General features: G+C 70.3%; 14 protein-coding genes. 10 read left to right on the top strand and 4 right to left on the bottom strand.

The annotated features are described in order from the left end of the window. The first annotated feature begins 167 nt into the window (after positions 1 to 167). The 4 genes from DIE21_RS04055 to DIE21_RS04040 all read left to right on the top strand — a co-directional run bounded on the left by DIE21_RS04055 (position 168) and on the right by DIE21_RS04040 (position 2,775). Positions 168 to 932, top strand: coding sequence for an RNA polymerase sigma factor (locus DIE21_RS04055; protein WP_124496264.1), 765 nt, complete (start codon positions 168 to 170; stop codon positions 930 to 932). Further along, complete coding sequence (locus DIE21_RS04050; RefSeq protein WP_124496262.1) at positions 929 to 1,354, top strand: hypothetical protein; 426 nt, start codon at positions 929 to 931, stop codon at positions 1,352 to 1,354. The genes DIE21_RS04055 and DIE21_RS04050 overlap by 4 nt, the downstream gene beginning before the upstream one ends. After that, the gene (locus tag DIE21_RS04045) at positions 1,351 to 1,854 is read left to right on the top strand and encodes a periplasmic heavy metal sensor (RefSeq protein ID WP_124496260.1); all 504 of its coding nucleotides are present in this window, start codon (positions 1,351 to 1,353) and stop codon (positions 1,852 to 1,854) included. Before DIE21_RS04050 ends, DIE21_RS04045 begins: the two co-directional genes overlap by 4 nt. 75 nt (positions 1,855 to 1,929) lie before the next feature. Further along, positions 1,930 to 2,775, top strand: a complete 846-nt coding sequence (locus DIE21_RS04040) for a GNAT family N-acetyltransferase (RefSeq protein WP_124496449.1) — start codon at positions 1,930 to 1,932, stop codon at positions 2,773 to 2,775. Between the two features lie 38 nt (positions 2,776 to 2,813). Here the strand turns inward: DIE21_RS04040 and DIE21_RS04035 are convergent, their stop codons facing one another. Beyond that, the gene (locus DIE21_RS04035; protein WP_124496258.1) at positions 2,814 to 3,017 is read right to left on the bottom strand and encodes a hypothetical protein; all 204 of its coding nucleotides are present in this window, start codon (positions 3,015 to 3,017) and stop codon (positions 2,814 to 2,816) included. A 62-nt stretch (positions 3,018 to 3,079) separates the two neighbouring features. Between DIE21_RS04035 and DIE21_RS04030 the strand changes: the two genes are divergently transcribed. From DIE21_RS04030 to DIE21_RS04020, 3 genes are read left to right on the top strand one after another with little or no spacing between them, the layout of a single operon-like run. Next, positions 3,080 to 4,483: a DUF1800 family protein gene (locus tag DIE21_RS04030; RefSeq protein WP_124496256.1), complete on the top strand. Its 1,404-nt coding sequence runs from the start codon at positions 3,080 to 3,082 to the stop codon at positions 4,481 to 4,483. A 2-nt stretch (positions 4,484 to 4,485) separates the two neighbouring features. Further along, on the top strand, positions 4,486 to 5,649 hold the full coding sequence (locus tag DIE21_RS04025) for a DUF1501 domain-containing protein (protein WP_124496254.1): 1,164 nt from the start codon (positions 4,486 to 4,488) through the stop codon (positions 5,647 to 5,649). A gap of 58 nt (positions 5,650 to 5,707) precedes the next feature. Further along, a complete protein-coding gene (locus DIE21_RS04020) occupies positions 5,708 to 5,926 on the top strand; it encodes a YXWGXW repeat-containing protein (RefSeq protein WP_124496252.1) in 219 nt (72 codons plus the stop codon). A 22-nt stretch (positions 5,927 to 5,948) separates the two neighbouring features. On the opposite strand, the gene DIE21_RS04015 is transcribed toward DIE21_RS04020, so the two are convergent. After that, positions 5,949 to 7,142: a tyrosine-type recombinase/integrase gene (locus tag DIE21_RS04015; protein ID WP_124496250.1), complete on the bottom strand. Its 1,194-nt coding sequence runs from the start codon at positions 7,140 to 7,142 to the stop codon at positions 5,949 to 5,951. A gap of 333 nt (positions 7,143 to 7,475) precedes the next feature. Here DIE21_RS04015 and DIE21_RS04010 point away from each other — a divergent pair, with 333 nt between their 5' ends. Beyond that, complete coding sequence (locus DIE21_RS04010) at positions 7,476 to 7,856, top strand: DUF4377 domain-containing protein (RefSeq protein ID WP_124496248.1); 381 nt, start codon at positions 7,476 to 7,478, stop codon at positions 7,854 to 7,856. A 25-nt stretch (positions 7,857 to 7,881) separates the two neighbouring features. Here the strand turns inward: DIE21_RS04010 and DIE21_RS04005 are convergent, their stop codons facing one another. Further along, on the bottom strand, positions 7,882 to 9,270 hold the full coding sequence (locus tag DIE21_RS04005) for a DHA2 family efflux MFS transporter permease subunit (protein ID WP_124496246.1): 1,389 nt from the start codon (positions 9,268 to 9,270) through the stop codon (positions 7,882 to 7,884). Positions 9,271 to 9,445: 175 nt separating this feature from the next. Here DIE21_RS04005 and DIE21_RS04000 point away from each other — a divergent pair, with 175 nt between their 5' ends. Next, on the top strand, positions 9,446 to 10,315 hold the full coding sequence (locus DIE21_RS04000) for a LysR family transcriptional regulator (protein WP_124496244.1): 870 nt from the start codon (positions 9,446 to 9,448) through the stop codon (positions 10,313 to 10,315). 77 nt (positions 10,316 to 10,392) lie between these two features. On the opposite strand, the gene DIE21_RS03995 is transcribed toward DIE21_RS04000, so the two are convergent. Beyond that, a complete protein-coding gene (locus tag DIE21_RS03995; protein ID WP_124484670.1) occupies positions 10,393 to 10,743 on the bottom strand; it encodes a VOC family protein in 351 nt (116 codons plus the stop codon). 260 nt (positions 10,744 to 11,003) lie between these two features. Between DIE21_RS03995 and DIE21_RS03990 the strand changes: the two genes are divergently transcribed. Next, complete coding sequence (locus DIE21_RS03990; protein ID WP_124496242.1) at positions 11,004 to 12,143, top strand: LLM class flavin-dependent oxidoreductase; 1,140 nt, start codon at positions 11,004 to 11,006, stop codon at positions 12,141 to 12,143. Positions 12,144 to 12,149 lie beyond the last annotated feature (6 nt).

Below are 12,149 nucleotides of genomic sequence, written 5' to 3'. Positions count from 1 at the left end.
GCAACCTCATGAGTCGAGCCATGCCTTTTCGAACCCTCGTGATCCTGGCAGCCGCGGCCGCCGTGCTGACCGGCTGTGTCGTGGTGCCGGCGCGTCCCGTGTATTACCGGCCCGCGCCGGTCGTCGTATATTGATCGCGCGGCCGGCTGGCGATCGACAGGATCGATATGCCCTTCGAACCGGATGTCGACGAAACCGACCAGGCCGATCTCGGGCGCGGCGCACCGCGCGTTGCCGACGCGCCGGCATGGCGCCGTCCGGCGCCGGCCCGGCGCATGCAAGGAGAGCACGACGATGAGCTTCAGCCGGACGGCGGGCAGACCCGCCGGCAGCATGCGGCGTTCGCCCGGCACGTTGTGGAGCAGTCCGCGTTGAGCAACGCCGATCCGGACGCGGAACTCGTCGCGCGGGTCGGCGCGCGCGACGCGTCGGCCGTGCGCGCGCTCGTCGCACGCAAGCTGCCGCGCTTGCTCGCGCTCGCGACGCGCATGCTCGGCGACCGGAGCGAGGCGGAAGACGTTGCGCAGGAAACCTTCCTGCGGATCTGGAATCACGCGCCGCGCTGGCGGGACGGCGAAGCGCGCTTCGACACCTGGCTGCATCGCGTCGTGCTGAACCTGTGCTATGACCGCTTGCGCGGGCGGCGCGAGGAGCCGGTCGACGCGCTGCCCGACGTGCCGGACCCGCAACCGGAGCCGGCCGCGCACGCGGAGTCGCGCTCGCGCGACGCGCGCGTACGGCAGGCGCTCGCCGCGTTGCCGCCCAGGCAGCGGGAAGCGCTCGTGCTCCAGTACTATCAGGAGATGTCGAACGTTGAAGCGGCCAACCTGATGGGCATCACCGTCGATGCGCTGGAAAGCCTGCTCGCGCGCGCGAGGCGCAACCTGCGCGCGCAACTGGCCGGCGACCCACCTAGCGAGGACAAGCGATGACACCCGAACGATTTCGTACCATCGTCGCCGCGTACGGCGCGGATGCGCGGCGCTGGCCGCCAGGCGAACGCGCGGCGGCCGAAGCGTGGGCGCAAGCGCATCCGCGCGACGCGCTGGAGGCGCTCGACGAAGCCGCCGAACTCGATGCGTGGCTCGCGCAGGATGCGGTCACGCCGCCGGCGCCGGCGCCGGCGCTCGTCGAACGCATCGTCGCGTCGGCGCCTGCGCCGCGAGGTGCGCGGCGGCGAGGAAGAGTGTGGTGGTCGGGCGCGGCGTTCGCGGGCGTCGGGCTGGCGGGCGCGCTGGCGGGCGCGGTGGCCGTGTCGATGCTGATGCTCGGTAGCGCGCCGGTCGCGCAACACGAACCGGGCTACCTGACGACGACGTTCGGCGGCCCAAGTATCGACGGAGGCGACGATTGAGCGAGCGCGGCTGGAAATTCATTCTCGTCGGGTCCGTCGTGCTGAACGTGTTCATGCTCGGCGCGATTGGCGGCGGCGCGTATCAGTGGTTCGCGACGCATCGCGATCTGCATGGGGCCGGGATGCCCGGGCAGCGTACGGCGTTGCGGTTCGCCGCGGACGAATTGTCCGATGCGCGTCGGCAGGAATTTGCCGCCGCGCTGAAGGCGGCGCGCAAGGACGGCCGGGATGTCGCGCGGGAAGGGCGTGACGGGCGGATTACGGTGCTGGATCTGCTGGCTGCGCCGCAGCTCGATCGTCCGGCGATCGATGCGGCGCTCGACCGGACGCGGGCGGCGGACAGTGCGTTGCGCGGGCAGGTGGAGCGCAGTGTCGTCGATTTCGCGGCGACGTTGACGCCGGACGAGCGCGCGAAGTTCGTCGACGGGTTGCGGCGGAGCGGGAACTGGCGGTTGCCGGCGAAATTGCAGAGCAAACGCGACGCGGCGGGGAGTCAGTAAGCGGCGTTGCGTGACGACGCGCGACGTTCGCGAATCAGTTGGCGGCCATCTCGAGTGCCGCGATGGGGGCGAACCATGGATCGAAGCGAAGACTTTATCGTGCGCACCATGTCGGCCGATGAGGTGGCCATGTCGGTCGAATGGGCGGCTGCCGAAGGGTGGAACCCCGGCCGGCATGATCCGCAGTGCTTCAGGGAAGCGGACCCGGCCGGCTTTTTCGTCGGGGTGTTGCGCGGCGAGCCGGTTGCGTGCATCTCCGCCGTCGCCTATGACGAGCGCTTCGGCTTCATCGGTCTCTACATCGTAAAACCCGGGTTTCGCGGCCAGGGCTTCGGTTTGCGCATCTGGCAGCACGGCATGCGCTACCTCGGAGACCGCAACGTCGGTCTCGACGGCGTCGTGGCCCAGCAGGCGAACTACAGGAAGTCCGGGTTCCGGCTCGCGTATCGCAACATCCGCTATCAGGGGCGCGTGGACGGCATCGGGTGCGCTCATGTGGCGTCCGTGGCCGATGTGCCGTTCCAGCAGTTGCTTGCCTACGATCGCCAGTGTTTTCCCGCGGCGCGCGAGCGTTTTGTTTCCGCCTGGATCGCGCAACCCGATGCCGTTGCGCTCGCAACGGTCGAGGCCGGTCGTGTCGCCGGGTACGGCGTCGTGCGCCGCTGCAGGGCGGGTTGCAAGATCGGCCCGCTCTTCGCCGATGACGCAGGCGTCGCCACGGGGCTGTTTCGTGCGCTGGCGTCGCGCATGCCCGGCGAGGTGATCGTGCTCGACGTGCCTGAAACGAACCCCGCGGCCGTCGCGCTCGCTGAACGGCACGGCATGTCGAGCGTATTCGAAACCGCGCGGATGTATACGCAAGAAGTGCCCGCGATGGCGATCGAGCGCGTGTTCGGGGTGACGTCGTTCGAGCTGGGGTGATCGTCACGGGCGTCGCCGACCCGAGGCCATCCTCCCGGCTACTTGTCGAACCAGTCTTCGAATTCAGTGTGGGTCCGGTTGAAGGCCTTGGCGTCGGATACGGTTTCCGCGCGCACGATGCCGTGGATGCCGCGGAACTTGCCGGTGCCACCGGTGATATCCCGTTCCGTGAGGTCCGTGAGGTTGTTCAGGCGGTGCTGTCCGGCAGCATCGCCGCGCCGCATCCGAAATATTTCGCCCATCCCGCGACGGATTTCCCGCCGGCCCCCGTTAAACACGGGTACGCATCGCGAGAGCCCCCGTCATGGACCATCCGAACGACATCTCACCGGCCGCCATCGCGCTGAACCGCTTCGGTCTCGGCGCGCGAGCCAACGAAGCGCCGCCGGTCGACCCGAAGGCCGCGCTGGTCGCCCAGTTCGATCGCTACGACCCGCGTCCCGCCGCGTGGGCCGCCGAGCCGGACGCGGTCACGCTCGCCACCCGGTTCGCGAACACCCGCCACGCGATGACGAGCGACGACGCGGCGGCCAAGCGCGCGACCGCGCAGTCGATCCGTCGCGATGGCTACGACGCGTATCGCAGCGCGGTCGCCGCGCGGCTGAACAGCGCGCTCGCCACGCCCGCGCCGTTCGTCGAGCGGCTCGTGCATTTCTGGGCGAACCATTTCGCGGTGTCGGTCGACAAGGGGCAGGTCGCCGCGTACGCGGGCGCATTCGAGCGCGATGCGATCCGCCCGCACGTGCTCGGCCGCTTCGAGGACATGCTCGTCGCCGCCGAGCAGCATCCCGCGATGCAGCTGTTTCTCGACCAGGCGCGCTCGGTCGGCCCCGACAGTCCGGCCGCGCTGCGCGCCGAAGCGCGCAATCCCGCGGCGCGGCGCGGTCTCAACGAGAATCTCGCGCGCGAAATCATGGAGCTGCATACGCTCGGCGTACGCACCGGCTACACGCAAACGGACGTGACGGAATTCGCGCGTGCGCTGACCGGCTGGAGCATTGCCGGCGAACGCGGGCCGCAGCCCGGCGACGCGGCGCCCGGCGCGTTCGTGTTTCGCCCGAAGCTGCATGAACCGGGCGTGCGCGCGGTAATGGGCCGCGCCTACGACCAGCCGGGCGAAGCGCAGGCGCGCGCGATCCTGGGCGACCTCGCAGCTTCGCCGGCGACGGGCCGGCACATCGCGTTCCAGCTCGCTCGCCATTTCGTCGCCGACAACCCGCCGCCCGCGCTCACTGACCGGCTCGCGCGCGCATTCGAGACGAGCGGCGGCGATTTGCCGACCGTCTATCGCGCGCTCGTCGATGCGCCGGATGCCTGGTTGCCGGTCAACCGCAAGTTCAAGACGCCGTGGGAGTGGGCCGTGTCGTCGCTGCGCGGGCTCGGCTGGCGCGATACGGGCGACTTCGGCGACCTGAAGGCCGCGCCGCTGCTCGCGCAACTCGGCCAGCCGGTGTGGCGGCCCGGGTCGCCGGCCGGCTACGACGACGTCGCCGCGAGCTGGGCCGCGCCCGACGCGCTGGTGCGCCGTGTCGAGATCGCGCAGCGGCTCGCCGCGCGTACGGGCGACCGGCTCGATCCACGCACGCTCGGCAACACGCTGCTGGCCGGCTCGCTGAGCGCACCGACGGCGACCGCGCTGTCGCGCGCGGAAAGCGCGACGACGTCGCTCGCGCTGCTGCTCGTGTCGCCCGATTTCCAGCGGAGATGAACATGGCTCGATCCCTTACCCGTCGTCATTTCCTGAGCGTCGCGGCGGCCGGCGCGGGCGCGATCCTCGTCGCGCCGCGCATCGTGTTCGCGAACGTCGAAACCGACCGGCGCTTCGTGTTCGTGATCCAGCGCGGCGCGGCCGACGGGCTGAACATCGTCGTCCCGTATGCGGAACCCGCGTATGCGTCATTGCGCGGCCCGCTGGCGATCGATGCCGCGGCGGCGACGCGCATCGACGGCACGTTCGCGCTGCATCCGTCGCTTGTCCAGACCGCGCAGATGGTTCGCGACCAACAGGCGCTGTTCGTTCACGCGATCGCGTCGCCGTATCGCGACCGCTCGCATTTCGACGGCCAGAACGTGCTCGAGACGGGCGGCCGCGCCCCATACCAGGTGAAGGACGGCTGGCTGAACCGCCTCGCCGCGATGTTGCCGGCGACGCGCGAGCGCGCGATCGCGTTCGCGCCGACGGTGCCGCTTGCGTTGCGCGGCAGCGTGCAGGCCGCGTCGTATGCGGCGTCCGGTTTGCCGGCCGCGCCGGACGACCTGCTCGCGCGCGTGTCGGCGCTTTACGAGGCCGATGCGCAGCTCGCGCCGCTGTGGCAATCGGCGATGGCGGCGCGCGGCCTCGCCGGCGATGCGCATGCGCGTCAGGATCCGGCGGGCGTCGGCACGCTCGCGGCGGCGTTTCTCGCGCGCGACGACGGCCCGCGGATCGCGATGATCGAGACGGGCGGCTGGGACACGCACAGCGCGCAGAACGCACGGCTCGCGAACCAGTTGAAGGCGCTCGACACGATGCTCGCCGCATTGCGCGACGGTCTCGGGCCCGTGTGGCAGCAGACCACCGTGCTGGTCGCGACCGAGTTCGGCCGCACGGCCGCCGCGAACGGCACGGGCGGCACCGATCACGGGCAGGCGTCGGTCGCGATGCTGGCGGGCGGGGCGGTCGCGGGCGGCCGGGTGATCGCCGACTGGCCGGGCTTGCGGCCGGCCGACCTGTACGAAGGGCGCGACCTGAAGCCGACCGCGTCGCTCGATGCGCTGATCGCGGGCGCGGCCGCCGAAAGCCTGCGGCTCGATCCCGGCCGCACCGCGGCCACGCTGTTCGCGGAAAGCGGCGCGACGCGGCCGATGACGGGCCTCGTTCGCGGAACCGCGTGACGCGCGGCAGGCGCGCGTTCGCATCCGCCAACCGATGACACAACAGGGAGAAGTGACGATGAAGATCCGATCCGTATCGCTTGCCGTACTGGTGACCACGAGCGCCGCGCTGCTGTCCGCGTGCGTGGTCGAACCCGCGCGGCCGCCGCAGCCCGCACCGGTCGCCGAGGTGGCGCCGCCGCCGCCCGCACCCGGCTATCGCTGGGCGAAGGGCCATTACCGCTGGGCCGGCAACCACTGGGCGTGGGTGCCCGGGCATTGGGTGGCCGTGTATTGAAGCGGACCGGACGGCCCGCCGCTCACCAGCCGATCCGGTGCTTCTCGTCGGTTTCGCTGTGCCGCCAGTCGTCGTCCGCATGCAGATACTGGCTCGTCGTCGTCAGCGAGACGTGTCCGAGGTTGTCGCGCACGAGCCGCAGGTCGACGCGGCCGTCGGCCATGTGCGAGCCCGCACTGTGGCGCAGCCAGTGCGCGGATGCCTGGTCGAGCACGCGCGCCTGTGCCTCGCCGGCATCCCCTTGCGCGCGCAACCGGTCGGCCGCGAACCGGAACACCTGCTTCACGATCCGGTGCAGCGCGGCGCGCGTGAGCGGCTTGCGCGTGTGACCGGCCGGCAGCACGAGCGGCGTGTCCTCGCCGTCGGCGGGCAGCGCGGGCAGGCCGTGCGCGCGCCGGTAGCGCGCGAGCTCGGCCATCATTTCGGTGGTGGCCGGCACGAGCCGCTGCCTGCCGCCTTTGCCGGTCACGTCGAGCCACCAGCGATCGTATCCGTTCGCGTCGCGCCGTGCAAAGAATTGCCCCATCGTCGTATCGGCTGCCTCGGTGATGCGCAGCCCGCCGAGATACAGCAGCGTGAAGACCCAGCGCGCGCGGTCCGCATGGAAGGATGCGCGCGCATCGTCGCGCGGCATCGCGGCGATCGCGTCCTTGACCGCCTGCCACAGCGGCGGCCCGAGATGGCGCGTGACGCGCGGCGCGGGCCGCCGTTGCCGCTGCCGCGACAACGCGAGCGGATTGCCGGCCAGATAGCCGGCCTGCACGAGCCACGAGAACATCACGTTCAGGATCACCATCGCCTGGCGCTGGCTGGCCGCCGACAGCGGCCCGTAGAACGGCCGCCAGCGCGGGTCGCCGCGCGGATGCTTGCGGCCGCCGTTCGCGCACCACACGTCGGCCGGCGCGGGCGCGAGCAGGAACTGCCGGTAGACGACGAGATCCTCGTGCGTGAGCGACGACAGCGGCTTGCCGCACGCGATCACGGCCCACAGCAGCAGGCGCTCGGCTTCCTTGCGGTAGTTCTGGAATGTGGCGGGCGTATCGACGAAGCGCGCGAGCCATGCGCGCACGGCATCGAGATCATGGGTCGCGGCGATCTGCGGGTGTGCGCCGGTCGAGCGGTTCGTGCCCGCGCGTCCGTCGAGCGCGGCCGGCACGGTCAGCGCATCGATCGGCTGCGGCCGCAGCGCGGCGTCGGACGGAACGGGTGAGGTCATGCGAACAGGGGGCGCTGCCTGCCCGTGGCCGGGCAGGCGCAGGCGGCGCGACGAAGCGTACGAGGAAGCGCCGATGGTAATACACGATCACCACGCGGTGAAGCCGCCGTCGATCGCATCGCTCCAGCGACAACACGCTGTTCAGCAACGTCCGCACGAGCGTCGCCGGCCGCGTGACATCCGTCTTCGAAAAGATCGCACGCAGATGCGAGTGCGCGGTGTTCCTGCCGACGTCGAATGAAGGTGGCGGTACGCCTGCTGTAAGCCGATTGTGAACTTTCCCGGCGCACCACTCGTCTAACCGGCCCGCCAACGCTTCCTGAGAGACATCGGATGATTCGCAAGACCCAAAGGCTGCTCGGCGCGGCCGTGATTGCCGGCAGCACGCTGCTGGCCGGATGCCAGACCGACGCGGCCGCGACGGCCGCGCGCGCGGCCCGCCCGGCCGACGGCCGGCCCGTGACCAGGACCGTTCATGTCGCGCCGCAGGCGGCGCGCTGCACGGGCGTCGCGCCGATGGACTGCCTGCAGGTGCGCGGCAGCCCGGCCGAGCCGTGGAGCCTGTGGTACGCAGGGATCGAAGGCTTTGCGTACCAGCCCGGTTATCAATACGTACTGGAAGTCGACGAGTACCGCGTCGCGCAACCCCCGGCCGACGGTTCGTCGATCCGCTGGGTGCTCAGGCGTGTCGTCGAGCGCCGCCAGGTGAACTGACGGCCACGTCCGCCCGCGGCACCGCTCATACGGACGGCCGCGGCGCGACCGGTCTCGGCGGCGCGGCGGTGTCGATCCGCCGGAACACGACGGACGACAGCAGCGTGACCGAGCCCATGCACGCGAACGACAGCATGAAGCCGTTCGCCATCGAGCCCCAATGCGCGGCGAACAGGTTCACGAGCCCGCCGCCGATCGATACGCCGAGCCCCATCGCCAGCATCTGCATCATCGTGAACAGGCTGTTGCCGCTGCCGGCGTCGGCGTGTGACAGCCCCTTGAGCGTCACGGCGTTCATCGCGGCGAACTGCATCGAGTTGGCTGCGCCGAACACGATCAGCAACGCAATCTCCAGCAGTGGCGCGGGCCGTGCCGATACCAGCGCGAACCCCGCGATCGCGCAGCCGACGATCCCCGTGTTCACGACCAGGAACGTCGCATAGCCGAAGCGTTTCGCGAGCGGCGCGATCCAGCGTTTCGCGATCACGCCGGCGATCGCGGCCGGCAGCATCATCATCCCCGACTGCAGCGGCGTATAGCCGAGCTGCACCTGCATCAGCAGCGGCAGCATGAACGGCACGGCGCTCGTGCCGATCCGGCACAGCAGGTTGCCGAGCAGCCCCGAGCCGAAGTTCGGCTCGCGGAACAGCCCGAGCCGGAACAGCGGCTGCGCGCGGCGTCGTGCATGGGGCAGGTATGCGAGCGCGCTCGCCACGCCGAGCACGGCCAGCCCGATCGCCCAGCCGGTGCGGTGCGCGGGCATCGGCGGATCGATCGCGAGCGACAGCGCGATCATCGCGACCGACAGCAGCGCGCAGCCGACGAAGTCGAACGGCGGCGGCTGCGTCGCCTGGTCGTGCGGCAGGAAGCGCTGCACCGCGAGGAAGCCGACCACGCCGACCGGCACGTTGACGATGAACACCCAGTGCCAGGAAATCGCCTGCGTGAGCCAGCCGCCGAGCGTCGGTCCGACGATCGGGCCGAGCTGCCCGGCGATCGACACGAACGCGATCGCCGCGACGTACCGTTCGCCCGGCACGCGGCGCAACACGGCGAGCCGCCCGATCGGGAGCAGCATCGAGCCGCCGATACCCTGCACGGCGCGTGCGACGACGAGCTGGCCGAGCGTGTGCGACGCGGCACAGCCGATCGACGCGAGCGAGAACACCAGGATGGCGACCGAGAACACGCGGCGCGTGCCGAACCGGTCGGCGAGCCAGCCGGACGCCGGCGTGAGCATCGCCATTGTCAGCGTGTAGACGACCACGACCGGCTGCATCGCGAGCGGTGACGCATGCAGGCTTTGGGCGATCGACGGCAGCGCGGTGTTGACGATCGTCGTGTCGAGCGACTGCATGAAGAACGCGGCGGCGACGATCCACAGCAGCGCGGAGTGTGAGGGTTCGCGGGGCATGACGAAATGGGAAGTGCGGCGACCGGCGATGGCGACGTGACGGGCGACACGGCCTGGCAGGCTCGCGCCGGCGCACGGCCGGTCTACAAGCGTTCGATGGTACCGATTCCGCCAGTCATCGGGAAGCCGCCTGAAGACATTGACTGTCATCGGAGTTGCCGATGACAATGCGGGAATGCTCAATCCCGTCTGGCTCAAGACGTTCGCGACCGTCACGAACTGCCGCAGCTTCACCGAAGCGGGCCGGCAGCTCGGGCTCAACCAGTCGAGCGTCAGCGAACACATCCGTCGTCTCGAAGAGAGCGTCGGCCGGCGGCTGTTCGTGCGCGACACCCATTCGATCGCGATGACGGCCGACGGCGAGGCGCTGCTCGTGCACGCGAACGTGATCCTGCAGGCGCTGAACCGTGCGGAATCGCAGTTCCGCAAGCCGCGGCTGCAGGGCCGCGTGCGGCTCGGCGCGTCGGACGATCTCGCGCTGGTCGCGCTGCCGGACGTGCTCGCGGCGTTTCGCGCCGCGCACCCCGACGTTGCGCTGGAGATCACGACCGGCATGACGAGCCGGCTCTACGAACTGATGGATGCGGGCGCGCTCGACCTGATGGTCGGCAAGCGGCGGCTCGGCGAGCGGCGCGGCACGCCGTTGCTGCGCGCGCGGCTCGAATGGGTCGCGCGGCCGGGCACCGTCGTCGACCTGGAGCGGCCGCTGCCGCTCGTGCTGGTCGCCGAGCCGAGCGTCACGCGCGCGGTCGTGCTGAACGCGCTCGCGGAGAAGGGGATCGGCTGGGAAGTCGTGTGTTCGAGCAGCAGCCAGCCGGGCTGCATCGCGGCCGCGCGGGCCGGGCTCGGGCTTACCGCGACGTCGCAGTATCTGTCGGCGCGCGGCCTGGCGACGCCGCTGAACGGCGACGGGCTGCCGGCGCTGCCCGATGTCGAATTCATCGCGCTCGCCGCGAAGCGGCTCAGCCAGCCGGCCGGCACGCTGCTCGAGCTGCTGGAAACCAGCGACCTGCGTGCCCCCGGCGCGGCCGATCAAAGCGTGTAGCGCACTTCGTCACCTGCCAGCCGCTGTTCGCGCGGCAGCCGGCCGGGCCGCGCGCCATCCGTCGCCGCTCATGCCGCTCATGCCGCGCGTTTCTGCGAAAGCACCAGCAGCGCGCCGTTCCTGTCCTCCAGCACCGCGCGGTATTCGTGCGGCCCGGCCTGCACCGGCACGCGCACCGACGCGCCGGCCTTCACGACCCGCGCCATCGCCGCGTACAGGTCGTCGTCCTCGTCCACGCGCAGCGTGAGCGCGGCGCGCTCGACGATCTGCTCGTCGCCGGCCACCAGCGCGATCGTCAGCGGGCCGCCGTCGAGCGCGCAGTAGCGGTCGCCGTCGCGGAACTTCACGTTCAGGCCCAGTCCGTCGACGAACAGCGGCAGGGCCGTGTCGATGTCGTCGACCGGGTACAGCAGCATCGATACCTTCATTCCCTCTCTCCCTCGTCGTGATGTGGTCGGCGCGCACCGCACCGTCGTTCGATGCTAGCGCGCGGTGCCGGCCGCGACGCAGTCCGATCGGATGACGGTGAAACCCCTCTGTCCCCGCAGGCGGGCCGTTACTCCAAACAGACGATGCCCGTGCGGGCCCGCGCGCCGACACTCCCATCCGTGGACCGTCGCTATTCGTCCGTATCGTGCGGGCGGCTGCACGACCCCCGACTCGTCCAACATACATGGAGACGCACGCAATGAAGTTTTCCCTCATCTACGAAGCCCAGACCACCGACGCGTCGCGCGAGGGCGACCACCGGGTGTTCAACGAGACGGTCGAACAGGCGCTGCTGGCCGAGCAGGTCGGCTTCGACACGATCTGGTGCGTGGAGCACACGTCGCTGACCAACTATGCGCACATGAGCGCGCCGGAAACCTTCCTTGCGTACCTGGCCGGCCGCACGACGCGCATCGGCCTCGGTCACGGCGTCGTGTGCCTGCCGCCGGCGATGAACCATCCGATCAAGGTCGCCGAGCGCGTCGCGCTGCTCGACATCCTGTCGGGCGGCCGCGTGCATTTCGGCGTGGGCAAGGGCGGCAGCCAGCAGGAAGCGGGCGCGTTCGGCTACGACCTCAACGAACTGCAGCCGATGATCGACGAGTCGATGTACCTGGTGCCGAAGATGTTCGTGCAGGACGAGATCGAGCACGACGGCAAGTACATCAAGATTCCGAAGCGTCCGATCCACCCGAAGCCGTTCCAGGATCCGCATCCGCCGATGTACCTCGCCTGCACGAACACCGATGCGCTGCTGCGCGCAGGACAGCGCGGGATGGGCGCGCTGGTGCTCGGTTTCGGCGGCCCCGATGAAGTCGCGAAGAAGAACGCGGTCTATCGCGAAGCATGGGCGAACCGCAAGCCGGAGGACCAGGTCGGCTTCCGCCCGACCCAGCACCTCGCGGCGTTGTGCCCGACGGTCGTGATGGCCGACGGCCAGAAGGCCCGCAAGATCGGCATCCGCGGCCAGCGCTACTTCATGGAGTCGCTCGCGTACTGGTACACGGGCGGCGAGCGTCCGGACCCGGCGAAGTGGGGCGACGACCTCGTGCAGGCCGACACCGGCGAGATGGTGATCCGTTCGCGCTTCGCGTCGGAGGAAGTCGTCGTGAACTTCGCCGATCCGGCGCTCGCGATGATGAACCCGAATCACGCGTACGGCACCGTGGACGACTGCATCGGCTACGTGGGCCGCCTGCAGGAAGCGGGCGTCGACGAAGTGCTGTTCCTGTGCCAGATGGGCACGGTGCCGCACGACGCGCAGATGGAGACGATCCGCAATATCGGCGAGCACGTGATCCCGTTCTTCGACAAGGAGAAGGAGCGCGCCTGCGCGTAAGGCGGG

Origin of the sequence: Burkholderia sp. Bp9140 (assembly GCF_003853425.1) — a bacterium.
Classification (GTDB): domain Bacteria; phylum Pseudomonadota; class Gammaproteobacteria; order Burkholderiales; family Burkholderiaceae; genus Burkholderia.
The sequence above is the reverse complement of the archived record's forward strand: the minus strand, read 5'-3'. Positions and strand labels throughout refer to the sequence as shown.